We start from the raw sequence: 25442 nt of genomic DNA on the forward strand, positions 1-25442 counted from the left end.
GAGCCAGGATGACTGAGACCTCAACCGCTCGATGGGCTGACAGCCTGAAGGTGCTCCAACATTTCCCGTACCGGCAGCTGTTCCTGGCACGTACGGCGTCGATGCTCGGCTCAGCGATGGCTCCCATTGCGCTGGCCTTTGGTGTACTCGCGGTAACCGACGATGTCAGTGCCGTGGCGATCGTGGTGGCCGCGCGGCAGATCCCGAACGTCGCGTTCACGCTGATCGGCGGTGCGATCGCCGACCGCTGGCGGCGTGATCGCATCCTGCTCTGGGCGAACTTGATCAGCGGCGTAGCTCAGATTATGACTGCGGCGCTGCTGTTCGGCGGAACGGCTACGGTCGCGCTGCTGGCGGCGCTGGCGGTGGTCAACGGGACGGCGTCCGCGTTCTCCGGGCCGGCCACCTCCGGACTGATCCGCGCGACCGCCCCCGTTGCGCTGTTGCAGCAGGCCAACGCGCTGCTGAGTCTCAGCCGGAATGCCGCGACGATCGGAGGCGCAGCGCTCGGAGGCGTGCTGGTCGGCTTCGCCGGACCGGCCTGGGGATTTCTGGTCGACGGAGCGACATTTCTGGTGAGCGCATGGCTGATGACACGACTCGACCTTCGCCAGGCCGCTCGCATGCGAGCCTCTTCTCTGCTGGGCGACCTCCGGGACGGCTGGCATGAATTCGTCGGCCGCCGCTGGCTGTGGACGGTTGTTCTGATGTGCACGGTGGTCAACTTCGCCGAGGCGGCCACGATCACTGTGCTCGCGCCGATTGCGTTGAAAGACGATGGAGGGGCCGGCTTGCTCGGCTTGATCCTGACCGCGCAGGCGGCGGGCTTTGTGGTCGGCGCGGCGGCGGGGCTGCGTTTCCAGCCGGACCGGCCACTGTTGGTCGGGGTGGCCGCCGTGCTGTTGGTAGCGCCATTGATGCTCGTGCTCGCGGTCACCACAAGCCCAGTGCCATTGCTGCTCAGCGCATTCGTCAACGGACTCGGCTACGAGATCTTCGGCGTGTTCTGGGCAGTCTGCCTGCAGGGACACGTCCCGGACGCCAGCATGTCGCGGATCGGTTCGATCGACGCCTTCGCCTCATACGCGATCATGCCCCTGGGTGCGCTGCTGGCGATTCCGGCCGCGCAGGTGCTGGGCTACGACGGCGCCTTTCTCGCCGGCGGCCTGCTGATCCTGCTGACCGCGGTCATGACCCTGCTCGTCCGCGACGTGCGGGTGCTGCCACGACCGCAGGAGGCGGAAGCATGATTTTCCACGACGTCCTCGACGATCAGGACTGGGACCGCGAGCTGTGGCGGTTCGCCGAGCGACAGACGTTGCCGGCCCCCGTGCTACGGGCCGGAAACGCCGTCACGCTGGCCGCGCCGCTGCACGACTCGGATATCGCCGGCCGTCCCACGGCGCCGGGGAACCGGGCCGTGCTGACCCTTGCCGGAAGTGCTGTCGACAAACACGGCCCGGCGATCGCCGCGGCCGTTGGGGCCACCCATATAAGCGTCTTGGCCTGGGCCGATGTCGCTGCGGCGCTGGGCCGCCAGGCGACCGGCGAAATCCACGCGGGATTCGTCGCGGTGACAGCTGACCTCGAGGAGAGCCAGATCGACGGCATCCGCGAAGACCTGCGGATGCTTGCCGACGACGGTCCGTCCGTGCACGCCGGTTTCCTCGTCGGCCCTGACCTTGCGGCCGTGTCGTGGCTGGTAGCGAAGGCGCTGGCCTGGCCGTGGCGCCGGGGCGAACGGTGCGAGGTGCTCAGCGTCCACTCGGCGGCGAGCAGCAGCCGGGTGAGCGGCGGGGACGTCGTTTTGAAATCCGACGCGACCTTTGAGCGGCTCGCACCCCAGCTGCTGGGTGGGCACGTGGGCCTGTTGTCGTTGATGGCGCACGGTCGTGACGACGTCATCCATCTGCAGGACACTGTCCTGTGCGCCAACCATGTGGGCAAACTCGTGACCACAGCGCCACCGAATGTGCCGACATGCGCCTTCACCGGACGTTGCTGCCGTGACGACGTCGACTTCGATCGGATTTTGGCCGCCGACCGCGTCCGGGCTGACGTCGTGTTCACCAACAGCTGCATGGGCCTGCGCGTCCGCGACGGCATGTTCCCCGAGCCGTACCTGTTGGCACACGGCTTCGCCCGGGGCGCGGTAGCCGGGTACATCGGTTGTTCATCGCTGGTCAGCGGCCGGGAGAAGGTGAACTTGCTGACCCGGCGGGCGATGGAATCCGGGCTGTCGCTGGGCCAGACTGTCTCGCTGCTCAACGATCATTTGGGGTACGAAGGATCGGACATCCCAGCCTTCGGTCTGGTCGGCGCGCCCTGGTTGGCCTGGGCACCGATCGACGTACCCGCGCTGACCTTCGCGGACCCGCGCGGGCTGCAGTCGGATGCGGCGGCAGCCGGCCGGGACACCCTCGTGCTCGAAGGCGGTCGCGGCGACCTGTTTTTCGTGTCGTCCCGCACGGCGCCACTCGCGGACCGGATGACTGCACTACCTCCGCGGACGCTGACCGACCGAGCCGAGGTGGACAGCTTGGCCCTCCGCGCCGGCGCCGCCATCGAGAATCTAGGCGACCTGCCGCTCATCGGGTTACGCACGGCCAGGCAGGGCAATCTGCTGGTGCAGCTGCGCGACCAGATCGCCTCGACCGCGCGGGCGCTGTCCGAAGCGCTTGAGGGGTCGCAGCCGGAGCGCGCCCGCAAGCGGCTTGCCTCACTGCGAACCGCGGTTGCCCGGGCCGAAGAGGATGTCGCCACCTCGCTGTTCGAACGGGGCACCACCAGTAGCTTCGAATTCGAAGATCTTTGGTGCGAGATTCTCAACCAGCGAAGCGAGGGCACGGTGGACCGTACCTGTCCTCGATGCGACCGCGCCCTCAAGCGACTGTCGGCGGAGCACCCCTTGTTCCGCCGCCTGCGCAGGCAGTCGCTGGTGTGCCCACAGTGCACCCTCGTGGAGGATCTCGACCCGCGGGGCGACGTCGTGAAGCTGGAGCTGATCACTGCGCCCTACTGGGTGCGCGGTACCGAGCAGCGGGTGACGTTGCGGATCAGCGTCGACGAGCAGGTGGACCGGCCGGTCACCGGCTACGCAGCAATCTTCGCCAAGAACTCGGCGAAGTACGGCGTCGGCGTGCCGCCGCCCGAGCGTCTCGAACTGACCCCCGGCAGCGTAACGGAGCTCTCGGTCACGGCCCAGGTTCTGGATCGAGCGGGCCGGTATCACCAAGACTTCCTGAAAGGCTTCGTCGTGTCGAAGGGAACCGTGTCCTTTGCGTCCTGCCCGATCTGGTACCGGCCCCCGGGTGCGTACGAGTGATCGTGTGGTTGAACGGGCCGTTCGGAGGCGGCAAGAGCACGATCGCGCCCATGGTGGCGGCCGCTCTGCCGGATGCCCTGGTGGTCGACCCCGAACGGGTAGGTCATCTGCTCTGGTCGCAGCTGCCGGCTGCCCTCCGGAAGGAGGAGTTCGAGTTGGAACCGGTCTGGCCCTTGATGACCCGGTCACTACTGCAAGGTATGACCGCGGCCTATGGGCGGCCGCTGGTCGTACCCATGACGGTGGTCCGGCCGGTGGTGTTCGACGCCCTCATCGGCGGGCTGCGGGCAGACGGCCTCGTCGTGTGGCATTTCAGCCTTCTCGCCGCGCCGGGGACCATCCGGGAGCGGCTACGGCACAGAATGGCCGAGCGCGGCGAGAAACCCGATCGGTGGGGCGAACTCAGCTGGGAAGGGCTGCAGGTCGACCGGTGCCTGTCCGCCCTCCTCGAGCCACGATTCGGCCGCCACGTCGATACCGAGTATCGGTCACCCGCGGAGGTCACGGCCGAAATCATGCTTCAGATGACAGCCGGAGAAGGGTCGCGCGAGTCGCCGCGGCCGCACCTGGGAGAATGAGCCGACAATGTACAGCCCTCGAGAGGATTCGCGCCTCATGGCCAGCTCTGCCGAATCGGATTGGGTCAGCCGCTTCGCTGACGAGGTCATTGCCGAGGCAGAACGCCGGGCGCCGGGCGCGGTGATCGTCTGCGCGTCGGGGCTGAGCCCATCCGGGCCCATCCACCTGGGTAACCTTCGCGAGGTCATGACCCCGCACCTGGTCGCCGACGAGATCCGTCGTCGCGGCCGCGAGTGTGTGCATGTCATCTCCTGGGACGACTTCGACCGTTTCCGCAAGGTGCCGGCCGGCATCGACTCGAGCTGGTCGGAGCACATCGGCAAGCCGTTGACCTCGGTACCGGCACCTCCCGGGAGCGTGCACGCCAACTGGGCCGAGCATTTCAAGGCGGCCATGGTTACGTCGTTGAGTGAACTGGGCGTGGTCTACCGCGGCATCAGTCAGACCGAGCAGTACCGTTCCGGCGCCTACCGGGAGCAAATCCTGCTGGCGATGCGCGAGCGTCACCGCATCGACGCGATCCTGGGGCAGTACCGCACGAAACAGAAGACGTCGACGGCTGAGGAGAGCCTGCCCGAGGCGGTGCTGGCCGCCGAGGGATCGGGCGCGGCGACCGAGGACGACGGCAGCGGCGGCGCGGAATACTTCCCGTACAAGCCGTATTGCTCCGTCTGCGATCGGGACACGACGACCGTGACGGCGTACGACGACGAGACCACCGTTTTGACGTATGTCTGCTCCTACGGCCACGGTGAGACGGTCAAACTCAGCGAGTTCAACCACGGCAAGCTGGTCTGGAAGGTCGACTGGCCGATGCGCTGGGCGTACGAGGGAGTGGTCTTCGAGCCGTCAGGCGTGGACCACAGCTCCCCCGGCTCGTCCTACGTCGTGGGCAAGCAGATCGTCCGGGAGATCTTCAGCGTCGACCCGCCGATCGGACCGATGTACGCGTTCGTCGGAATCTCCGGCATGGCTAAGATGAGCAGCTCGAAGGGCGGTGTGCCGACGCCGGCCGACGCGCTGCGGATCATGGAAGCACCCCTGCTGCGCTGGCTCTACGCTCGCCGCCGGCCCAACCAGAGCTTCAAGGTCGCCTTCGACCAGGAGATCCACCGGCTGTATGACGAATGGGACGCGGTCGGCGCGAAAGTGCAGGCCGGCACGGCAGTCGATGCGATCGCCTACGACCGGGCCCGGCGCACGGCCGAGATCGAGCTGCCGGTGACGCCCCGCCCGCTGCCTTACCGCATGCTCGCCTCGGTGGTCGACATCACCACCGGCGATCCCGCCCAGATGCTACGCATCCTGCACGACCTCGACCCCGAGCAGCCGATCGACGACCTCGACGAAGTGCGCCCCCGGCTCGACTGCGCCGTCCACTGGGTCGCCGAGCAGATGGCCACCGACGCACGCACCGAGGTCGCCTCGGAGCCCGATACCGAGCTGCTGTCCGGCCTGGCTGACGATGAGAACCGCTCGTTGCGTCACCTGGTCGACGGTCTCGACGAGAACTGGTCCTTGGCCGGGCTGACGACCCTGGTCTACGGCGTGCCCAAGATGGTGCTCGGCCTACCGATGGACGTCGCGCCCTCAGCCGAACTGAAGGCTGTGCAGCGCAAGTTCTTCGTTCTTCTTTACCGTCTGCTGACCGGACGGGAGACCGGCCCGCGCCTGCCCACGCTGCTGCTGGCGATCGGCGCCGATCGGGTCCGCACATTGGTCACCCCACCAGCCTGACCGTTTTCAGATCAAGGCCTGGCTTTTCACTCCCAGGCCTTGACCAGGCGGCCGACGACCTCGGTGAGACGCTCGCGCGAGGTCGCCAGGTTGATACGAACGTAGCCCGTGTAGCTGTCGCCGAATCGGCTGCCTGGGCTCACCGCCACCCGCGTGAGCTCCAGGGCGGTGGCGGACGGGTCGGCCAGACCGTAGGCACGAGCGTCCACCCAAGCCAAGTAACCTGCCTCCATGGGTCGCCAGCGGGCCCGCGGCAGGTGACTGGACAGCAGTTCGGCGAAGTAATCGCGCTGCGCGGCCAGGTAATCGATCGCCGAATTCAGCCACGGCTCGCCCTCGGTGTAGGCGGCGATCGTAGCGACCACCCCAAGGATGGCCGTCGAGGCGTTGGCAACGTGCGGCAGCGACCGCAAGCGGGCGAGGTCCTCATCGTTGCCGACGATGATCTGGGCGCACTTCAAGCCCGGGATGTTCCACGCTTTCGAGGCCGAGAACAGGGTCGTCACGTGCTCGGCAGTGTCGCTCAACGAGGCGTACGGAAGGTGCCGGGCGCCCGGCAATACCAGCGGGGCATGGATCTCATCGCTGATCACCCGGCCGCCGTGGCGGACAACGATGTCTCTGACCGCGGTCAACTCCGCTTTGGTCAGCACCACGCCGAGAGGATTGTAGGGCTGGCAGAGAATGATCGTCCGTGCGCCGGCCGCGAACGCCGCTTCGATGGCATCGAGGTCAAGGACCGACCGCTCGCCTTCCCGGCACGCCACCTCGATCACCGTGCGGCCGCTGAGCGTCACGACGTCGCGGAAGGGTTTGTATGCCGGGGCCGGAACGACGACCGGAGCATCGACGCACAACGTCTCGAGCACCAGCCGCAGCCCGGACATGATGTCGGCGCACATGAGCACTCGCGCCGGGTCGACCGTCCAGCCGAATCGCCCACTCAGAAAGCCTGCCGTCGCCGCGCCGAGGCCGGTCTCACGATCAAGGGGTGGATAGCCGAACATGCCCTGGTCGACGGCGGAGCGCACCGACTCCTGCACTGCCGGGCAGGGTCGCACATCCATCTCGGCCATCCAAGCCGGTAGGACGTCCGGCGGGTAGAAGCTCCACTTCGCCCAGGCGATCGAGAGCAGCTGAGCATCGGTGACTGCGAAATCAATGGTCAACGGGCCTCCCACCAGCGAACCGGCTGTTCGCCGGCGTTCGCCGGCCAGACGAACTTCAACGACTCGACATCCTGCTGAGCGAGCTCAGCATCGTACTGTCGGCCGCACTCGGTATAGGAGTCGCGGATGAGCTGACGGACCTCCTGTTTGATAGTCGCGCCGCGCGGCGTGGCGCGCCGGTCGAACGAAGCCACCGGCTGCAGCAGCACGTAGGTGGAGGGCGATCCAAAAGTGTGCCGCGGCGAGGTGGAGTCGTAGCAAGGCGCGAAGACGAGCACGAACCATCTGGTGTCGCAGAGTGTCAGCCACCAGTGCTCAGAGCCAACTTCGCTCAGCCCGATCGCTTCCGAGGTCCCCTGAGCCTCGAGCAGACCACTCAGGACAGCTCGAGTGCTCCGCGCCACCGCGTCGAGGTCTGCTCCGTGGGTCGGGTCAGTCAACTCGATAAGCAGGCCATCGAGTTCGTCACGGTCGATGCGGGTAGCGAACTCAGCTAGATATGGTGCCGCGGCACAACCAGCCTGACGAGCGTCGGCTCCGTCACTGGACGGCACCGACTCGATCCGCGATCGCGCTGCGAAAACACACTCCGCACGCTGCTGAATCCGCACGAACCCAGCGTCGTGCATGGTGCTCGTTTCCCTGGGTTCGCCAAACATGAGTCGTACTATGCCAGCCCAAGAACGTGGCCGGCTCGGCGGTGCGCCGCGCCGACTGGCTGGGATGCGGACACCGCATCGAGCTGCGGTCGGCGGACTGCGAGAGGTTTCGACCGGAAGCCGGCCAGGATCACGCGGCGCCGATCGCGCCGAGCTCCAACGCGAAACTCGTTGCCCTGCTCGAGCCCTCGACGTGACCACTCGGGTCGACCGGAACCGAAATCGGGCTGTCCCGGAAGTGCTCGCCGGTTGATTTTGCCAGCATCACAGTATCCGGGGTCTGATGTTGCCGGGTGCGGCGCCGCGGCGTACGAGAAAGATCTTGATTGCCGACTGCTCGAGGGGATCAGCATGCGCATCACCACCGCCTATGGGGTCAAGTCGACGGCCGACGGGGTCTCCGAAGGTATCGACCTGACCGGCAAACGGGCCGTTGTCACCGGCGGGGCTTCCGGCATCGGGCTCGAGACGGCCCGCACTTTGGCTCACCGCGGAGCCTCGGTCACGCTCGCTGTGCGCGACACCGAGCGCGGCCTCGAAGCCGCCGCCGAGATCGGTCATGGCGTCGAGGTGCGACCGCTGGAGCTGACCGACCACGCCTCGATCGCCGCGTTCGCCGCCGACTGGGACGGCCCCCTGCACCTGCTGATCAACAATGCGGGGGTGATGGCCCTGCCGTCGCTGACGCCCGACCCGCGGGGCTGGGAATTCCAGTTCGCCACCAACCACCTCGGCCACTTCTCGCTCACCACGCGACTGCATCGCTCGCTGGCCGCGGCCGGTGGGGCCCGGGTGGTCAGCCTCAGCTCATCCGCTCACCTGTTCTCGCCGGTCGTCTTCGACGACATCAACTTCAAGTTCCGGCCGTACGACGCCACGTTGGCCTACGCGCAGTCGAAGACCGCGGTCAACCTGTTCGCCGTGGCCGCGACCGCCCGCTGGCGTGACGACGGCATCACGGTCAACGCGGTCAACCCCGGCGCCATCGCGACGCCGCTGCAACGCCACGTCGGCGGCAAACTCGCCACCCCGGCCGACTTGCAGAAAACCACCGAACAGGGCGCCTCGACCTCGGTGCTGCTGGCCGTCTCACCGCAGTTGGAAGGCATCGGCGGGCGCTACTTCAACGACAACCAGGAAGCCGTGCCCACCGACCAGCGACCCGCCGACGTCGAGGAGCTGGTGCGCAGCGTGGCGCCGTACTCCCTGGACCCGGACAACGCCGAGCGGATCTGGACCATCTCCGCCGCCGCCCTCCGCCTCGACTGACATTCCCCTGCTTCCGCGCATCGGTCCGGTGTCATCCCGCTGCCGCTGGTAGGGCTCGGCGCAGCTCGCGACGGGAGCTGATGTCCAGCTTGGTGAAGACTTTGCGCAAGTGGTACTGGACCGTGCGCGCGGACAGGAACAACTGCCCGGCGATCTCCTGGTTGGTGTGGCCGTCACGGGCCAGGCGGGCGATGAGGGCTTCCTGGGCGGTCAGCGTGGTGACGGTCTCGACGATGCGTTTACGTGCGGTCTCACCGGCGGCGGCGAGTTCCTGGCGCGCCCTCTCAGCGAACGCCTGTGCGCCCATCGCGGTCAGCATCTCGAAGGCCGTCCGCAGCTGGGCGCGAGCGTCGGACCGCCGGTTCTGCCGACGTAACCATTCTCCGTAGAGCAGATGCGCGCGGGCCGCCTGGCCGCCGAGTCCGGCCCGCACGAGGCAGCCGATCGACTCACGGTAGCCGGCTTCGGCGGCCGGGCCCGTGCTGAGGAGTGCCCGGCCCAGGGCTTCCATCCCCGCGGCCCAATCGGTCGGAGTCATCCGCCGGCGTTCGGACAGCCAGTCATGCGCCGCACCGGCCAGTACCGCGTCTCCCGTCCGGGAGGCCGCCTCGGCCAGTTCCGGTACGACCAGTGATCCCACACCGAAGACGTCGAGCTCGAACGCTTGCCGGGCGCAGTCGGCGGCCACCTGGTAGTGGCCCAGCCCGTTGTGCAGGACCGCGCCGGCCAGCAGCGCGTAGGACACCGGTACTTCCACCTCGCGGTTCCTCGCCTCCCGGGTCATGGCTTCGATCAGCTCACTCGTCCGGGTCTCGTCACCGCGCCAGGCGGCGAGCAGCATCCCGGTCGCCGCGCCCATCAGACGACCGGTCATCTTGGGGATCAGGTCGTTCTCCGCGAGAAGCCGGGCGGCCGTGTCCAGTTCTCCCCGGTGAATGTCGAACAGGGCCCGATGGTGCAGTCCGAGTTCGAGGGGCACGAGGGCGCCGGCGTCCCGGGCGAGCTGAACGTTGCGGGCGGTCAGGGTCTGCCAGGAAGTGGTGTCGGACAGTTCCAAGGCGAGGAGGCAACCGGCCGGGCGGGCCCCGGACCACAGCAGCCGCCGGGCTTCCTCCGAGTCGACCGCGATGTCGAGGAACCGGCTGAGGGCCTGGGTCAAGGCCGGCGCGGCGACGGTGAACCCGTTGGCGAACCGCGGCGCCAGCGCGTCGAGGAGGTCGTCGACGGGCCGGGAGGGCTGGGAGGAGGGCGGTGCGGCCAAGGCGGCCAGGGCGGCTTCCTGTCTGAGCCCGTGCCGGTCGCCGGTCCACATCGCGATCTCCCAGAGGGCCTCCAGGTAGGTTTCGCGGGCCAGGTCGACACTGTGCGGCTCGAACAGCCGGGCCGCGTCGAGCAGCAACTGGCCGGCGTCGCGGTTCTGACCCCGGTTGGCGGCGATCTGCCCCCGCAGGTGTTCCACGTGCGCGTTTTCCCGTGCGTGCAACGGCCCGGCCCGGGCTGTGGTCAACAGCTGCGCGGCCGCGGCGAAAGCGCCGGCGTCACGTTTGGCGCGGGCCGCAGTGAACAGCCGGCTCGCCCGGCGTGCGGGATCCGGGGTCAGCAACGCCGCTCGCTCGTGGAACGCGGCCGCCGCGGCCAAACCGCCACGGGCCTGGGCTCGGCCCGCCGACGACTCCAGCTCGACGGCGATCTGCTCGTCCAGCCCGATCGCGGCTCCAGCCCGGTGCCAGGCGCGGCGATCGGGGTCCGCGACAGTGTCGGTCGCCTCGGCCAGCGCGGCGTGCACGACGCGTTTTTCCGGCTGCGCCGCCGACCGGTAGACCGCGGAGCGGAGCAGCGGATGCCGGAACCGCACCTGCACGTCGAAGTCGACCAGTCCTGCTTCGGCGGCGGGTTCTGCGGCGCCTGGCGGCAGATCGAGCCGGTTGGCGGCCCGCCAGACCAACGACGGGTCGCCGGACGGGTCGGCCGCCGCCAGCAGGATCAGCCGCCGGGTAGGGGCCGGCAGGGCCTCGAATTGGCGCAGGAAGCTGTCCTCGATCCGGCCGGTCAACGGCATCGCCCCGGGCAATCCGAAGCCCCCGGCGAGCTGGTCGGCGGACAGCCCCCGCGGCAGTTCCAGCAGGGCCAGTGGATTGCCCCGGGCCTCGGCCACGAGCAGATCGCGGACCCGCCCGTCCAGCGGCGCGGTCAGCGCCGCGTCCAGCAAGGCCCGGGCCTGCTCGTCCGGCAGACCGTCGACGTGCAGCTCGGGGAGTCCGGCGAGATCGCCACCGGGCTCCCGCGTTCCGAAGACCAGCCCGACCGGGTCGGCCAGCAGGCGGCGGGCGACGAAGCCGAGGACCTGGGCCGAACCCTCGTCCAGCCACTGCTCGTCATCGACCACACAGATCAGCGGGCGCTCATCTCCCACCGCCGACAGGAGAGTGAGCACGGCCAAGCCGATGTGGAAGCGGTCCGGTGGCGCGCCGTCGATCAGGCCGAATGCCGTGCGCAGGGCGTCGCGCTGCGGCGCCGGCAACCCTTCGATCTCATTCAGCAGCGACGCGCACAGTTGATGCAGGCCGGCGAATGCGAGTTCCATCTCCGACTGCACGCCGGCCACGCGCACCAGCCGGCATCCCGCCCGCGACGTCCGGTCGGCCAGGTGGTCCAGCAATGCCGTCTTCCCGGCCCCCGGATCGCCGCGCACCACCAGCGATGCGCCATGGCCGCGCCGGACCGCGTCGATGAGCCGATCCAGCACATCGCGTTCGTCCTGGCGGCCCGTCAGCACCCTGGTTACGCCCCCCGCGGCCCGGCTGCTCCCGCTGAGCATGCTGGCCGTAGGCTAACCGGCCGGGTAAGGCCGGCCAAGACCCGCCGCGACGGGGACGCTCAGCGGGGCTGGGCCGGCGTGGGCTGAACGATCGGCAGCGTGGCCCGGATAGTTGTGCCCTGCCCCGGTGCGCTCAGGACTCGAAGCCGGCCACCGCGCGCCTCGACCCGGTCGAACAAACCGGTCAGACCGGAGCCTCCTTCGGCGTGCGCGCCGCCGATGCCGTCGTCGCCCACCTCGATGTGCAAAACGCCGGCGCGCAGGTCGGCGCGAACCCAGGCCCGCCCGGCGCCGGCGTGCTTGATGATGTTGGTGAGCGCCTCGGCGATGACGAAATACGCGGTGGTCTCGACCTCCACGGCCATCCGCGGCACGTCCACGGCGGTCTGGACGGGCAGCGGCTGATCGGTCAGCAGCGACTCCACTCCGCCGCGCAGGCCGCGGCGGGTCAAGGCCGCCGGAAGGATGCCGCGGACGATCTCCCGCAGTTCATCGGTGGCCCGCTGGGCGTGCAGCAGTGCCTCCTCGACGCGGTCGATGCTGGTCGGCATGTCGCCTTGGGTGAGGGACTGCCGGGCCAGTTTGAGGGAGATCACGGTGTGGACCAGGCGTTGCTGCGCGCCGTCATGGACATCGCGCTGAAGCCGGCGGCGTGTCTCATCAGCCGTCGACAGGACTCGGGCCCGGGAGGCGATGAGCTCAGCACGGCTGGTCGCGTTGCCGACCGCGGTGCCGGCCAGGTTGGCGAACCGCTGAAGACGGTCTTCGATGCCGGGCCGCAGCGGTTCGCCGGCCGAGGTGGCCACGAGCATCCCCCATACACAGCTCTCCACCACGATCGGGGCCGCGACCCCGGCGGTCAGACCGTGGCGGCGCGCGAAGGCAGCATGAGGGTCCATGGTGAAGTCGTCCACCCGTACGGCCCGCGCCGTGCGCCGGACACGGTCCGGCATCGTGCCCGGCGGGTAATCGATCCGGATTCCCGGGGGGATGGGTCCGTCGCTCACGCTGATCACCGTCATCGCCGCGTCCGGCTCGAAGCGGACCAGGGTCGTCGGCTGGCCGTTCAGAAGCTGCTGCGCCTCGGCCGCCACGGCCTGGAACACGGCATTCGGTGGTCCACCACGGGCGACCAGCTCGGCGACTCGCAGCAAGGCCGCCTGTTCATCGGAGAGCGCCTGGATGGCGGCGCGGGCCTGGAAGCCGGCGATTCCGGCGCTCTCCCGGCCGACGGTGACGATGCTCATGGTGCCTCCGCGGAAGGTTGGCTCGTGTCTTGACCATCCTTTCCGCGCCCGGCCGGCATCGAGTCCGCCAAAGTGCACAGTCACGGTCACCCGGTCGCCGAGGGAAGTGCGGCGCGCAGCTCCCGGCGGGAGCTGATCCCCAGCTTGGTGAAGACCTTGCGCAGGTGGTACTGGACGGTGCGCGACGAGAGGTAGAACTGCCCGGCGATCTCCTGATTCGTGTGCCCGTCCCGGGCCAGGGCGGCGATGAGAGCTTCCTGCGCGGTCAGTGTGGTAGTCGTCTCCACGCTGCGCTTGCGAGCGGTCTCGCCCGCGGCGGCGAGCTCCTGGCGCGCTCGGTCGGCGAACCCTTGCGCACCCATCGTGGTCAGCATCTCGTGGGCTGTGCGCAGCGGACCGCGAGCGTCGGAGCGGCGGTTCTGGCGCCGCAACCATTCCCCGTAGAGCAGATGCGCGCGGGCGTGCTGGGTGCCGAAGCCGGTGCGACCCAGGAACGTGATCGACTCCTGGTAGCCGCTTTCGGCCGCGTCACCCTCGCTGAGCAGGGCACGGCCACGAGCCTCCATCCCGGCCGCCCAGTCGGTCGGAGCGGTGCTCGCGCGTTCGGACAGCCACTCCAGCGCAACACCGGCCAACGCCGTGTTCCCGGTCCGGGAGGCTGCCTCGACCAGTTCGGGCGCGACCAGAGGTCCCACGGCGAAGACGTCGAGCTCGAAGGCCTGCCGGGCGTAGTCGCCGGCCTGCTGGTAGCGGCCCCGTCCGTTGTGCAGGGTCGCGCCGGCCAGCATGGCGTAGGACCCCAGCACCTCGGTCTCCCGGTCGCTCGCCTCCCGCGTCAGGGCCTGGATGAACTCCCCTGCCTGTGCCTCGTCACCGCGCCAAGCGGCGAGGAACACCCCAGTGATCCCGCTGGTCAAACGGGTCATCTCATCGAGCAGATCGATCTCGGCCTGAACTTGGGCGGCCGAATTCAGTTCACCTTTGTGAATGAGGAACAAGGCCCGATGGTGCTGCCAATGCTGCAGTTGCACGACGTCGCCGATTTCCCGGGCGAACCGCACATTCCGTTCGGTCAGAGCGTCCCAGGCCTCGAAGTCGGACAGCTCCATGGTGAGCAGGCAACTGGCCGAGCCGGCCGAGCCGGCCATGAACAGCGACGTCCGGCGGCCGTCCTCCGAATCGACGTCCATGGCCAGGAGGCGACTGAGGGCCCCGGTCAACGCCGGCGCGGCCACGGCGAACCCGTCAGTGAATCGCAGCGCGAGCGCATCGAGCAGGTCATCGACGGCACGAGCGGGCTGTGGGGCGGGAGGCGCGGCCCGGGCCGTCAACGCGGCGGCCAACCGGGGCCCCTGCCGGCCGCCGGTCCACATCGCGATCTCCCACAGCGCCTCCAGGTACGTCACGCGCGCCCGGTCGACGCTGACCGGCTCGAACAACTGAGCCGCGTCGAGCAGCGCCTGCCCGCCTCGGCGCGGCTCACCCAGGTGACCCGCGATATGCCCGCGCAGGCGCTCGAGGTCAGCGGTATCCGGTGGCGTCAAGGGCCCGGCCCCCGCCGCGTCCATCAGTCGCGCGGCTGACTCGTACGCGCCCGCTTCGCGCTTGGCGTGGGCAGCGGCCAGCAGCCGGCTGGCGCGGCGAGCCGGGTCCGGGGTCAGCAACGCCGCCCGCTCACGGAACGCCGCCGCGGCGGACAGACCGCCCCGGGCCCGCGCCCGGCCGGCCGAGGAGTCGAGGTCGACGGCGACCTCCTCATTCAGGCCGACCTCGGCGTGAGCCCGATGCCAGGCCCGCCGGTCCGGATCCGCCACCACGTCGGTCGCCTCGGCCAGCGCCGCGTGCACGGCACGTTGCTCGGAAGGCGCGGCCGACCCGTACACCGCGGAGCGCACCAGCGGATGCCGGAACCGCACCTGTGTACCGAACTCCGCGAGGCCCGCTTCGACCGCCGGCTCCCCGGCGTCCTGGGGAAGACCGAGCCGCTGGGCCGCCCGCCAGACCAACGACGGGTCGCCGGACGGATCGGCTGAGGCCAGCACCATCAGCCGCCGGGTCGCGGGCGGCATGGCGTCCAGCTGCCGCCGGAAGCTGTCCTCGATCCGGCCGGCCAGCGGCACCGCACCGGGCAGCCCGAACCCGCCGGCCAGCTCGCTCGGCGACAGCCCGCGCGGCAACTCCAGCAGGGCCAGCGGATTGCCTCGCGACTCGGCCAGAAGCAGGTCGCGGACCCGCCCGTCCAACGGCGCGATCAGCGCCGAATCCAGCAGGGCCCGGGCTTCCCGATCCGGCAGACCCTCGACCTTCAGCTCGGGCAGCCCGGCCAGCTCGGCAGAAGGTTCACGAGCCCCGAAGACCAGCCCGACCGGATCAGCCAGCAACCGGCGCGCGACGAAGCCGAGCACCTGCGCCGAGCCCGCGTCCAGCCACTGCTCGTCATCGACCACACAGATCAGCGGACGATCGCCCTCGGCCACCGACAGCAGACTGAGCACTGCCAAGCCGACCTGGAACCGATCCGGCGGCGGACCCGCGACCAAGCCGAACGCGGTCAGCAGGGCGTCCCGCTGCGGCGCCGGCAACCGCTCGGCCCGATCCAGCAACGGCAGACAGAGCTGATGCAACCCGGCGAACGCCAGCTCCATCTCGGACTGCACGCCCGCCACGCGCAGCAGCCGGCAACCCGCCCGGGACGCTTCGTCGCACAGATGGTTCAGCAACGCTGTCTTGCCGACCCCAGGCTCGCCGCGCACCACCAGGACACGTCCCGTGCCGGCCCGGACCGCTTCGACCACCCGGTCCAGCACACCCCGTTCCAGCCTGCGCCCCGTCAGCATCGTCAAACGCCCCCTACCGGCCCCGCCCTACGGGAGCACGCTGGACGAAGGCTAACCCGCCGGGGCGGGCCCGTTCTCGCTTGTCGCACCCTTCCTCGTCCGCGGACGGCCGTGCGGACGCTGTCCCGTGATCCAGCAGAATCGGGTGATGGGAATCGAGTTCGCGACCGGACAGGACGACCTGGCGGCGCTCACCGACCTGATCAACCGGGTCTACCTGGACGCCGAGAAGGGCCTGTGGACGCAGGGTGCCGAGCGCACCACCCTGGCCGAGGTCGGCGCGCTGGTGCGGGCCGGCGAGATCGCGCTGATGCGCGACGGCACCGCTGTCGCCGGCTCGGTCCGGATCCGGCAGCTGAGCGACCACCTGGGTGAGTTCGGCATGCTGGTCGCCGACCCAGCCCGCCGAGGGGCGGGGATCGGGCGGGAGCTCGTCGCGTTCGCCGAGCAATGGGCCCGTGACCGAGGGCTGCGGTGGATGCAGCTCGAACTGCTCGTCCCGCGGACCTGGGAACACCCGGTCAAGGAGTTCTTGCGCGGCTGGTACACGCGGATCGGTTACGTCCCGGTCCGGCTGGGCCGGTTCGACGAGGATTTTCCGGAGCTCGCGCCGTTACTCGCTACGCCTTGCGACTTCCTCGTCATGCACAAGGATCTCCGGACATCGCCGACCGGTCGAGGCTCACTCGGCGGACCCTGAGGTCGCGGCAACGATGCGGGCGATGGTCTCGGTGGCGGCCTCGGCGCCGGTGTCTTCCTGCTCGATCCGCTTGGCGCGGGCGATCACGGAGGCGGTCCAGGGGACCCCGGGGCCGAACCGGGGAAGCGTTCCGCTTGCCGACAGCAGAGCGGCGAGGGCGGCCAGTCGCGGTTGCGGTTGCACGCCGTCGACAAGCACTGACCGTACGTCGTGGAGCAGCGCGGCCCGGCGTCCGGTTCCACCGTCCTGCAGAACCTCCACCGCGACCAAGCCGAGCGGTGTGCGCCTGGAGCGGCGGATGTCCCCGCGCTCGACGAGCCGGTCGAGCAACGGGTCGCGCAGGTCCGGTCCGATCGCGGCGATGGCGGCCTGGAGACCTCGGGGCCCGGCCGCGAGGTGATCCCAGGCCGACCGCAGGATGTCGTCCGTCGGCGGACGGTGGGCGACGGCTTCCACCCTGGTCGACCCGCCCTGGCCGGGCGTGATCCGCACCTGCCGGCCGAGCCCGAGATCAGCCAGCACCGCCCCCGCCAGGGCGTGGGAGAGTGTGCTCTCACCGGCCACGACTCCCGTGTCCCGCGTCGGCTCCGGCTGGAACAGCAGCAGCAGGAGATCTTCGGCCAGGATCGCCGGCCCGAGCACGGGTTCGCGGGTTTGCTCAGCCACTGTGCCCTCCCCTCGGCAGTGATTCGAGGGGCTGCTCGAGGATCGTATTGACTGTCGTGCCGGCGAGCTCCGCGAGTTCCCGAGTGCTCCAAGCCACGTCGGCTCCTCCCCCCTTGTACGGCTGTGGCTCCACGCTCGCATTGGCACGGTGACGTTCGCGTCGGTGAAACACCCTTACCGGCCGGGACGTGCCGTGCAGAATGCCTGGTCCGCCACACTGTGTTCCAGGCACACGGCAAGACTGATAAGCTGCCGCTTCTTAAGTACCGGGCGGTACCTAAGGACGGGGGCGGAGCTGGTGGACCTGCTGGGCCGCCGCACGGAACGCGACGCGGTGAAGCAGCTGCTGGACCGGGCGCAGTCCGGGCACAGCGGGGCCATCGTGGTGCGCGGTGAGGCCGGCATCGGCAAGACCGCGTTGCTGGAGCAGGCCGGCGACATCGCGGGCGGGTCGGGTTTCCGGGTCCAGACCTCGGTCGGGGCGGAGTCCGAGACCAATTTCGCCTTCGCGGGTCTTCATCAGTTGTGTGGCCCGCTGCTGGACCGGGCCGGGGTGCTGCCCGAACCGCAACAGGCCGCGCTGGGTGTCGCGTTCGGACGGCAGGGCGGAGTGACGCCGGACCGCTTCCTGGTCGGGCTGGCCACTCTCAGCCTGCTGGCCGAGGTGGCCGAGGATCAGCCGCTGCTGTGTCTGGTCGACGATGCGCAGTGGCTGGATCAGGCGTCCGCCCAAGTCCTGGCCTTTGTGGCGCGACGGGTGGGGGCCGAGCGGCTCGCTTTGATTTTCGCGCTGCGCGACCCTGGTGACAGTGACGTCCAGGTGTTCGACGGGCTGCCTGAGGTGCGCCTGGACGGACTCTGCGAAGCCGACGCGCGGGAGCTGCTGATGAGCGCGGTCCCGGCCCCTCTGGACGACGACGTCCGCGAGCGCATCGTCGCGGAGGCCCGGGGCAACCCTTTGGCGCTGCTGGAACTGCCCCGGAGCGCACAACCGAGCCGGTTGGCCGGCGGGTTCGAGCTGCCCGACGTGCTGAGCGTCCCGCACCGCGTCGAGGACAGCTTCCAGCGCCGCTCGGCCAGCCTGCCGGTCGAGAGCCAATTGCAGTTGCTGGTCGCGGCGGCGGAGCCGACCGGTGACGTGGCGCTGCTGTGGCGTGCGGGCGAGGAGCTGGGCATCTCGCGGGAGGCGACCGCGCCCGCGGAAGCCGCCGGACTGCTGGAGATCGGTACGCGGGTGCGGTTCCGCCATCCGCTGGCGCGCTCGGCGGTCTATCGGGCGGCCTCGCCACCGGATCGCCGGCGCGCCCATGGGGCGCTGGCCGCCGCCATCGATCCTCTCGTCGATCCTGACCGGCAGGTGTGGCATCTCGCGCAGGCGGCATTGGGTCCCGACGAGGAGGTTGCCGCGGGCCTGGAGCGTTCGGCCGGGCGGGCGCGGGCTCGTGGCGGGTCGGCCGCCGCGGCGGCGTTCCTGCAGCAGGCGACCGAGCTGACTCCCCGTCCGGCCGACCGGGCCCGGCGAGCGCTGGAGGCCGCGGACGCCAAGCAGGAGGCCGGTGCGTCCGAGGCGGCCCTGGAGCTGCTGGCGATGGCGGCGGCCGGGCCGCTGGACGCCCGGCAACGCGGCCGGCTGCAACTCTCCCGCGCTCGGATCGCCTTCTACCTGACCCGGGGCAGCGACGTACCGGGGATGCTGCTGGATGCCGCCCGGACACTCGGCCCGCTGGACGCCGCGCTGGCCCGCGAGACCTACCTGCACGCGTTCGATACGGCGATCATCACCGGCAAGGTCGGCCAGGAACGCGGCGTGCTGGAGGTTGCCCAGAGCGCCAAGGGCGCGCCCGCCCCGGTCGGGCCGCCGAAACCGGCCGACATGTTGCTCGACGCACTGGTGACCGCGTTCACCCAAGGCTACGAAGCCGGCATGCCGCAACTGCGCCGCGCGGTGAAGGCCTTCCTCGACCAGCCGGTGGAGCAGAACTCCGACAACCACCGGTGGCTCTGGCTGGTCAGCCGCATCGCCCTGGCGTTGTTCGACGACGACTCGGTCCTGGAGCTGGCCGAGTGCAACGTCCGGCTCGCCCGCCAAGCGGGTGCGCTCGGCGTACTGCCGGCCGCGCTCCTGTTCCAATCTGTCGTGCTGGTGTTCGCCGGCGAGACCGAGCACGCCGGCGAGCTGGCCGCCGAGGAGGTCGGCATCACGCAGGCGACCGGAGGCGTCCATCTGCTCCACGCCCAGCTGGTGCTGGCCGCATGGCGCGGCCGCGAGGCCGAGGCCACCCAGCTCTATGCGGCAAGCGTCGAACAGGCGACCGCCCGAGGCGAGGGCACCGCAGTGACCATGGCCCAGTACGCCATGACGGTCCTGCACAACGGTCTGGGCAACTATCCCGACGCACTGGACGCCGCGACGAGCGCGGCCCGGACCGACGAGACGCTGTTCAGCAATCTGACGCTGCCCGAGCTCATCGAGGCGGCCTCCCGCGCGGGTGAGCCGGAGCGCGCGACCGCCGCCGTGAAGCTGCTCAGTGAGCGGGCCCGGGCCAGCGGCAGCCCGTGGGCGCTGGGTCTGGCGGCGCGCTCGCAAGCGCTGACCAGCACCGGGCCGGCCGCCGACAAGCACTACCGCGAGGCGATCGAATGGTTGCGGGCCAGCCGGATGGCCGGCCACCTCGCCCGCACCCACCTGGTGTACGGCGAATGGCTGCGCCGTGAGGGTCGGCGCCTGGACGCCCGCGAGCAGCTGCGCACCGCGCACGAGTTGCTGTCGAGGATGGGCCTGGAGGCGTTCGCCGCCCGCGCCGCCCGAGAGCTGCGGGCCACCGGCGAGCACCCTCGTAAACGGACGACTTCGACCGCCGACGCCCTCACGGCCCACGAGCTGCACATCGCGCGGCTGGTCGCCACCGGCGCGACCTCCCAGGAGGTGGGCGCTCAGCTGTTCTTGAGCCCGCGAACGATCGAGACCCACCTACGACACATCTTCCGCAAGCTCGGCATCACCTCGCGCCGTCAGCTCAAGGAACTGCGCCTGCGCTGAGCGGACTCTGCGAGATGCGCGGGGGAAGCTCAACCGCCTCACCGGCCACATCGATCGCGATCTTGCCGCGCAGTGCGTACGACCGCCTGTCCTCCAGGAGCTCATGAGCCTCGCCCATTCGAGCGAGCGGAAGAGTCGCACCGACGACCGGCTTCACGAGACCGCGCTCGACCAGCGTGGTGAGCGCGTCCAGCTTTCCCCGGTTCTGGCGGGTGAAGACGAAGTGATAGGCGGCGTTGCGGCCCCACGCCTCGATGAGGTTCTGCGGCTGCGCGATGTCGACGATGCTGACGACGCGTCCGAAGTCGGCGAGCGTCAGCGGGCTCCGGGTGAGAGCGTCACCCCCGATCGTGTCGAAGACGACATCGACTCCCCGGCCCTGGGTCATCTCGGCCACGGCATCGACGTAGTCCCTCGCCGTGTGGTCGATCACCGCATCCGCGCCCAGAGAACGCACGAAGTCATGGTCGCCGGCCTTCGCGGTGGTGATCACCCGTGCGCCCATCGCCTGCGCGACCTGAATCGCGATCGTGCCCACACCCCCCGCGCCGGCATGGATGAGGATCGTCTCCCCCACGGTGAGCTGAGCCCGCGTCACCAGGGCCTCCCAGACCGTTCCGCCGACCAGAGTCAGGCTCGCCGCCTCCAGGTGAGTGAGGTTCTCCGGCTTACGGCCGACGAGCTCGACGTCGGCGACGTGCTGCTCGGCGTAGGAACCGGGGCCGCCGAAGATCCGGGGTGTGTAGTACACCGCGTCGCCGGCGCGGAACTCGGTCACGTGGGATCCGGCTTCCTCGACCACGCCGGAGATGTCATGCCCGATGATCGCCGGAAGCGGCACATGATCCGGGTAGTCCCCGCGGCGGATCTGAAAGTCGAGCGGGTTGACGGCAGTCGCATGGACGCGCACCCGCACCTGGCGGGGTCCGACTTGCGGTACGGGGACATCGCGCAGCTCGAAAGCATCGGCCCCGCCGAAACGAGCGAGCACAACAGCCTTCATCGAATCAGTCATATCGGTGTCCCCCGGCGACAGTGGTGTGCCGCCATCAGAAACCGTGTGCTCACCACACAGTCAAGGGCGCCTCGACCGAGATGCACGGCTCAGCAGGCAACGAAACGTCCACTGTGGGGATCTTCTCTACGAGCCCCATAGTCTCTCTCGAAGGATGGCCGATGCGCTTCAAACGACTTCTGACCGCCGGGGTGGCGATCGCCGCCGTGCTGAGCATGGCCGCTCCGGCCGCCGCCATCAGCGGTGGTGAGCGGGCCGCTCCCGGTGAGTTCCCCTGGGCGGTCCGGCTGCTGCCGGTGGGATGCGGCGGAAGCCTCATCCACCCGCAACTGGTCCTCACCGCCCAGCACTGCGTCGACGAGCAGCCGGGCGACAGCTTCACCGTCGTCTCCGGGGCCGTCGACCTCGAAAGCCCCCGCCGTACGGTCACCCGGTCCACCGCCGTCGCCGGTGGGACCGCGTGGTGGGACGGGCCGGACTGGGCCGTGGTCAAGCTGGAGAAGCCGCTCGGACTGCCCACCCTGCGGATCGCCACCACGCCCCGGCCGGTGCGGACGTTCACCGTGGCCGGCTGGGGCAGGCAGACGTGGGAGGCGCCTCAGGAGCGCTTCCTGCGCAAGGTGGAGCTGCCGTATCTGGCGGACGAGCAGTGTTTCGACGACCCCTGGTGGATCGAGAACCCCGAGTACCCGCGGGCGACGATCTGCGCGAGGTCGGTGAACCGGAAGAGCCACTGCGGCGGCGACTCCGGCGGGCCGGCCGTGCACCGGCTGCCCCACGGCGTCTGGGAGCAGATCGGCATCGTGAGCTCGGGCTCGGACTGTGACTGGGACGCCGGCGAGGAGCCGAGGCCCAACTACACCGACGTCGCCTATTTCAGCCGGGAGATCCAGCGGGCCGCCCGCCAGTTGCTCGCCACCCGGTAGCCGGCCGGGCCGCGAATCCGCCCGGCGGCCCGTCATGGGCCGTCGGGCAGGCAGAAACGGAGCCGGGTGGTGGTCTCCGGGATGCCGTCGAGGGCCAGCCGATAGCAGCCTCGGGGGTCGCCGGGGAACGTCCGCAGCTCCCAGAGGGCGAAACCGCGGGAGTCCATCCGGATCGGGAAGGTCGTCAGGTAGCGCGACCGGACCGTGCCGCCGGGAATCCGCTTCTCCGCGCCGTAGAGCCGCATCGGCACCTCCGCGTACGGCGGGAAACCGCCGACGGCCACGCGGAAGGGTGGCTCCGCGGCCTCGAACGACTCCTGATCGTCGTCCAGGTAGGGGATGAGTGCGGGGGACGACACCGGCCGGAGCGGCGCCGTCGTGGACGCCGAGCGCTTCTGCTGGGTCAGCTGGAAGCGATAGACGCCGGGCTCGTCGTACGGCATGCGCCGGAATCGCAGGGTGAGCGAGCTCTCGTACACGGGAACCGCCTCCCAGGACTGGACGATCCGGCCGGACGGCGCGTACGCCGACACCTCGACCGTTTGCCCGGGGCGCAGGCCGTTGGCGCAGATGGTGGCGAAACCGGGTGCGGACAGCACCTCGTCCACCACCGAGATGCCGAATCCGCTGCGGGACCGGCACGGTGACTCCGCGTTCGAGCCGCCGATGAAGAAACTGAGCTGCGCCTGCACGCCGGCCGGGACCGCCTCGTCGCGCGACAGCACGCTCGTCAGGTTCCAGGTGACCGCGAGCTTGGGCGCGGGCGGCGACGGGCGACGCGACCGGATCGGCGCAGTCCGCGAGGATTTTCGCGACGGGGAGGCGGCAGGTGGCTCATCGCGTGACGGTGGGAGCGGCGGCACGCCGAGCCGCGGCGGGGGTGAGGGCGATCGCGTCGAGAAGTGCGACGGCAAGGACTGCGGCGAAATGCGAGCCGGGGTGGCGGATTGCAGCGCCGGCTTCGACGACGGCGCCGCCGCCGCGAGAGCCGACGGCGCGGCCGAAAGAGCCGACGGGGCGGCCGAAAGGGCCGGCGGCAGGTCAGCCGGGGACGACGCCGTCAACGTGGGCGGCGGCCCCGCAGCCGTCCGGCCGGCGTCGGTGCAGGCGCCGACCGACGGGATCAGCGCCACGGCGACGATCCCGGCGGCCCACCCTCGTACGCGCACCATGGTTCTCCCATCGTCGAACCGGGCGCCGGCTGCGCCTCGCCAGGCATATCGGAATTGAGCCGCACGCAGTTAGTTCCGGTGTGACGGATGGCCCGGATTCCAGCCCCGCGGGTGACCCGGAGAGGAGCCGCCTGGCAGCGCGCCTGGAACGGTTCCAGCACCGCCGGGCCGTGCCGATCATCGCGGTCTCGGTGCTTCTGGCGACGATCGGCGTCCAGGCGGACCTGGCGAGTCTCTGGCCGGACCGCCCGTGCTGGCTTCGTTCGGAGCAGCGCCTCACCGGGCCGTACAACATCGTCGTGGCCGACCCGGCAGTCGACCGGTCCGGCGCGGACGAGATTTCGCGGGAGGAGACGGACCGGCTCGCCCGCGACCTGAGGGACACGCTCGATCGGCAGATCCTGGACACGGCCGCCGCCGACGACGCGCTGGTGCGGGTCGGCCGCTCATGCCGGCCGCGCGTCACGACCTTCGACGGGGATCGGCCGGCCGCGCTGGACCGGGCCCGGCAGGCCCAGGACGGCGACGTCGCCGTGTCGTTCGTTCTCCGCCCGCGTCGGTACCACACCACCGTACGGCTGGAATTGAGCATCGGCGGCAGCCGGCTCCGCGAGGCGGCCGAGCTCGCCGGCTACCCGATCTTCGAGGAGCGCGACATCGGCAGCTTCGAGGAGGCGGCGGCCGGCCGGGACCTGCACACCTCGGCGGCCGAGCAGACCGGCGCCCACCTCCTGCTGCTGCGCGCGGTCAGCCAGTATTCCGCCGCCGACTACCGTGCTGCCCTCTCCACCTTGACGGCCGTGCTCGAGAAGTCACCCGGCGACCTGACCCGCCGGCTGGTCCTGGTGCTGCTCGGCAACGCGCACGGACGGCTCGCGGTGCGGAGGAACTTCGCGCCGGCGCAACGGAACTACGAGGAAGCTCTCCGGCTCGATCCGGCGTACCCCCGGGCCCTGCTCGGGCTGGCGGAGATCTCCTATCAGGAGGGTGCGGTGGACTGCGAACGGCCCCAGCCGGCCCAGCTGCGCGCGCTGAGCCAGGCGTACCGCGAGTACGAGTCGATCCTCAGCCGGCCGATCACCCCGGACCTGCCGGACGCCGACATCCGGGCGAGGGCCGGAATGGGCCGGGTGGCGGCCTGCCACCTGCTGGCCGGCGACCGCCGCTGGCTGACCGTGGGCACCTCGAACCTTCGTCTCGTGGTCGACCGCTACGAGCGGGACCCGAGCCGGCACTGGTTGCGGACGCCGGCCTCGGAGGCGTACGGGATGCTCGGCCTCCTCTACGGGCACGTCGAGGGCGACGGTCCACGCGGGGCGGCCTGCTATCGGCGAGCGGGCGAGCTCGCGGCGCCCGACCAGGCGGAGTTCTTCCGCACGAGGGCCGAACCGTGGCTGATCAGTCCGCTCGTCACCTGCTGACGCGTGCGGCCGACTACGGCCGGAGGGGCCTCTTGGCAATCACGAACATGTTCGCTACGATCGCGTTATGAGTTCTCGTCGAGTCCCCGTCAGCCGCCGCGACCGGCCGGCCAAGCCGCCGCTGAGCCGGGCCGGCGCTGTCGCGGTGGCGCTGCGCATCATGCGGGAGGAGGGGCTGGAGCGGGTGACCATGCGCCGGCTGGCGGCCGAGCTCGACACCGGCCCGGCCTCGCTCTACGTCTACGTGCAGAACATGGCGGAGCTGCACGGCGCGATCCTCGACGAGCTGCTCACCGGCCTTCCCCTGGTCGACCCGGCCGCCGTGGGCGAGCGCTGGCGCGGGGAGCTCCTCGACCTGCTCACCGGATACACGCGGCTGCTCCTCGGCCAGCCGAGCCTGGCCCGATCGGTGCTCGCGCTGCGCCCCTCCGGTGCGAACTATGTGCGCCTGGTCGACACGCTGCTCGGGCTGCTGCACGCCGGTGGTGTGCCGGTGGCGCAGGCGGCGTGGGGCGTCGACCTGCTCCTGCAACACGGCACCGCCACCGCTGCCGAGCAGGGCGTCCGAGGTGAGGCTGTCGATGCGGCCGCCGAGCAGGACGCCTTCGTCGAGGCGTTGAACGAGGCCGCGGACGGCGACTGCCCCAACATCGCCCGCGCTCGCGACGACCTTTTCTCCGGGACCGGCGCACAGCGCCTGACCTGGATGTTCGACGTCCTGATCACCGGCATTTCCACCGTGGCACCACCCGCGCGAGCCGCCGGCCACGAGCGGAGCTGAAGACTTCCTCCGGTCCAGGCGGATCGGAGGCTCGCCATGCCCATAAAGAACATGTTCGTAGCGAACAGGTTTTATCTGATC

At 70.2% G+C, this 25442-nt stretch carries 18 protein-coding genes; 10 read left to right on the forward strand and 8 right to left on the reverse strand.

The annotated features are described in order from the left end of the window. The first annotated feature begins 8 nt into the window (after positions 1-8). From NAG42_RS21745 to lysS, 4 genes are read left to right on the forward strand one after another with little or no spacing between them, the layout of a single operon-like run. Complete coding sequence (locus NAG42_RS21745) at positions 9-1250, forward strand: MFS transporter (RefSeq protein WP_250032502.1); 1242 nt, start codon at positions 9-11, stop codon at positions 1248-1250. Continuing rightward, on the forward strand, positions 1247-3325 hold the full coding sequence (locus tag NAG42_RS21750) for a hypothetical protein (protein ID WP_250032505.1): 2079 nt from the start codon (positions 1247-1249) through the stop codon (positions 3323-3325). The genes NAG42_RS21745 and NAG42_RS21750 overlap by 4 nt, the downstream gene beginning before the upstream one ends. Further along, positions 3322-3903, forward strand: a complete 582-nt coding sequence (locus tag NAG42_RS21755; RefSeq protein ID WP_250032507.1) for an AAA family ATPase — start codon at positions 3322-3324, stop codon at positions 3901-3903. The genes NAG42_RS21750 and NAG42_RS21755 overlap by 4 nt, the downstream gene beginning before the upstream one ends. A 37-nt stretch (positions 3904-3940) precedes the next feature. After that, positions 3941-5641: a lysine--tRNA ligase gene (gene lysS, locus NAG42_RS21760; protein WP_250032510.1), complete on the forward strand. Its 1701-nt coding sequence runs from the start codon at positions 3941-3943 to the stop codon at positions 5639-5641. A gap of 26 nt (positions 5642-5667) precedes the next feature. On the opposite strand, the gene NAG42_RS21765 is transcribed toward lysS, so the two are convergent. Continuing rightward, a complete protein-coding gene (locus NAG42_RS21765; protein ID WP_250032513.1) occupies positions 5668-6810 on the reverse strand; it encodes a MalY/PatB family protein in 1143 nt (380 codons plus the stop codon). Continuing rightward, complete coding sequence (locus tag NAG42_RS21770; RefSeq protein ID WP_250032514.1) at positions 6807-7469, reverse strand: hypothetical protein; 663 nt, start codon at positions 7467-7469, stop codon at positions 6807-6809. The genes NAG42_RS21765 and NAG42_RS21770 overlap by 4 nt, the downstream gene beginning before the upstream one ends. 351 nt (positions 7470-7820) lie before the next feature. On the opposite strand from NAG42_RS21770, the gene NAG42_RS21775 reads away from it, so the two are divergent. Then, positions 7821-8738: an SDR family NAD(P)-dependent oxidoreductase gene (locus tag NAG42_RS21775; RefSeq protein WP_250032516.1), complete on the forward strand. Its 918-nt coding sequence runs from the start codon at positions 7821-7823 to the stop codon at positions 8736-8738. Positions 8739-8769: 31 nt separating this feature from the next. Here the strand turns inward: NAG42_RS21775 and NAG42_RS21780 are convergent, their stop codons facing one another. The 3 genes from NAG42_RS21780 to NAG42_RS21790 all read right to left on the reverse strand — a co-directional run bounded on the left by NAG42_RS21780 (position 8770) and on the right by NAG42_RS21790 (position 15640). Beyond that, positions 8770-11484 carry an ATP-binding protein gene (locus NAG42_RS21780; protein WP_250032517.1) on the reverse strand — a complete coding sequence of 905 codons (2715 nt, stop codon included), beginning with the start codon at positions 11482-11484 and terminating at the stop codon, positions 8770-8772. A 131-nt stretch (positions 11485-11615) separates the two neighbouring features. Next, a complete protein-coding gene (locus tag NAG42_RS21785) occupies positions 11616-12803 on the reverse strand; it encodes a GAF domain-containing sensor histidine kinase (protein ID WP_250032518.1) in 1188 nt (395 codons plus the stop codon). A gap of 86 nt (positions 12804-12889) precedes the next feature. Next, entirely contained in the window at positions 12890-15640 is a 2751-nt protein-coding gene (locus tag NAG42_RS21790; RefSeq protein ID WP_250032521.1) for a helix-turn-helix transcriptional regulator, read from the reverse strand. A gap of 148 nt (positions 15641-15788) precedes the next feature. Between NAG42_RS21790 and NAG42_RS21795 the strand changes: the two genes are divergently transcribed. Then, complete coding sequence (locus tag NAG42_RS21795; protein WP_250032522.1) at positions 15789-16340, forward strand: GNAT family N-acetyltransferase; 552 nt, start codon at positions 15789-15791, stop codon at positions 16338-16340. On the opposite strand, the gene NAG42_RS21800 is transcribed toward NAG42_RS21795, so the two are convergent. Then, a complete protein-coding gene (locus NAG42_RS21800; RefSeq protein WP_250032523.1) occupies positions 16323-17006 on the reverse strand; it encodes a GOLPH3/VPS74 family protein in 684 nt (227 codons plus the stop codon). The two genes, NAG42_RS21795 and NAG42_RS21800, sit on opposite strands and share 18 nt — an antisense overlap. 298 nt (positions 17007-17304) lie before the next feature. On the opposite strand from NAG42_RS21800, the gene NAG42_RS21805 reads away from it, so the two are divergent. After that, on the forward strand, positions 17305-20046 hold the full coding sequence (locus NAG42_RS21805) for an ATP-binding protein (RefSeq protein ID WP_250032525.1): 2742 nt from the start codon (positions 17305-17307) through the stop codon (positions 20044-20046). Here NAG42_RS21805 and NAG42_RS21810 read toward each other — a convergent pair. After that, positions 20024-21061 (reverse strand): zinc-dependent alcohol dehydrogenase family protein, encoded by a 1038-nt coding sequence (locus NAG42_RS21810; RefSeq protein ID WP_250032526.1) that lies wholly within the window; start codon positions 21059-21061, stop codon positions 20024-20026. The two genes, NAG42_RS21805 and NAG42_RS21810, sit on opposite strands and share 23 nt — an antisense overlap. Positions 21062-21222: 161 nt before the next feature. Between NAG42_RS21810 and NAG42_RS21815 the strand changes: the two genes are divergently transcribed. Then, on the forward strand, positions 21223-21987 hold the full coding sequence (locus tag NAG42_RS21815; protein WP_250032529.1) for a S1 family peptidase: 765 nt from the start codon (positions 21223-21225) through the stop codon (positions 21985-21987). A 32-nt stretch (positions 21988-22019) separates the two neighbouring features. Here the strand turns inward: NAG42_RS21815 and NAG42_RS21820 are convergent, their stop codons facing one another. Beyond that, entirely contained in the window at positions 22020-23159 is a 1140-nt protein-coding gene (locus tag NAG42_RS21820; RefSeq protein ID WP_250032530.1) for a cupredoxin domain-containing protein, read from the reverse strand. Between the two features lie 170 nt (positions 23160-23329). Here NAG42_RS21820 and NAG42_RS21825 point away from each other — a divergent pair, with 170 nt between their 5' ends. Both NAG42_RS21825 and NAG42_RS21830 read left to right on the forward strand, forming a co-directional pair. After that, positions 23330-24580, forward strand: coding sequence for a tetratricopeptide repeat protein (locus NAG42_RS21825; RefSeq protein WP_250032531.1), 1251 nt, complete (start codon positions 23330-23332; stop codon positions 24578-24580). A gap of 67 nt (positions 24581-24647) precedes the next feature. Beyond that, positions 24648-25361: a TetR/AcrR family transcriptional regulator gene (locus tag NAG42_RS21830; protein ID WP_250032532.1), complete on the forward strand. Its 714-nt coding sequence runs from the start codon at positions 24648-24650 to the stop codon at positions 25359-25361. Positions 25362-25442: the final 81 nt, after the last annotated feature.

Origin of the sequence: Paractinoplanes maris, assembly GCF_023544465.1 — a bacterium.
Taxonomy (GTDB): Bacteria; Actinomycetota; Actinomycetes; order Mycobacteriales; family Micromonosporaceae; genus Actinoplanes; species Actinoplanes maris.

Bases quoted from the DNA above. Each gene is read 5' to 3' on its own strand.
- NAG42_RS21750 (WP_250032505.1), top strand. From the start codon at position 1,247: ATGATTTTCCACGACGTCCTCGACGATCAGGACTGGGACCGCGAGCTG.
- NAG42_RS21830 (WP_250032532.1), top strand. From the start codon at position 24,648: ATGAGTTCTCGTCGAGTCCCCGTCAGCCGCCGCGACCGGCCGGCCAAG.
- lysS (WP_250032510.1), top strand. From the start codon at position 3,941: ATGGCCAGCTCTGCCGAATCGGATTGGGTCAGCCGCTTCGCTGACGAG.
- NAG42_RS21795 (WP_250032522.1), top strand. From the start codon at position 15,789: ATGGGAATCGAGTTCGCGACCGGACAGGACGACCTGGCGGCGCTCACC.
- NAG42_RS21815 (WP_250032529.1), top strand. From the start codon at position 21,223: ATGCGCTTCAAACGACTTCTGACCGCCGGGGTGGCGATCGCCGCCGTG.
- NAG42_RS21790 (WP_250032521.1), bottom strand. From the start codon at position 15,640: ATGCTGACGGGGCGCAGGCTGGAACGGGGTGTGCTGGACCGGGTGGTC.
- NAG42_RS21745 (WP_250032502.1), top strand. From the start codon at position 9: ATGACTGAGACCTCAACCGCTCGATGGGCTGACAGCCTGAAGGTGCTC.
- NAG42_RS21820 (WP_250032530.1), bottom strand. From the start codon at position 23,159: ATGGTGCGCGTACGAGGGTGGGCCGCCGGGATCGTCGCCGTGGCGCTG.
- NAG42_RS21785 (WP_250032518.1), bottom strand. From the start codon at position 12,803: ATGAGCATCGTCACCGTCGGCCGGGAGAGCGCCGGAATCGCCGGCTTC.
- NAG42_RS21770 (WP_250032514.1), bottom strand. From the start codon at position 7,469: ATGTTTGGCGAACCCAGGGAAACGAGCACCATGCACGACGCTGGGTTC.
- NAG42_RS21810 (WP_250032526.1), bottom strand. From the start codon at position 21,061: ATGACTGATTCGATGAAGGCTGTTGTGCTCGCTCGTTTCGGCGGGGCC.
- NAG42_RS21775 (WP_250032516.1), top strand. From the start codon at position 7,821: ATGCGCATCACCACCGCCTATGGGGTCAAGTCGACGGCCGACGGGGTC.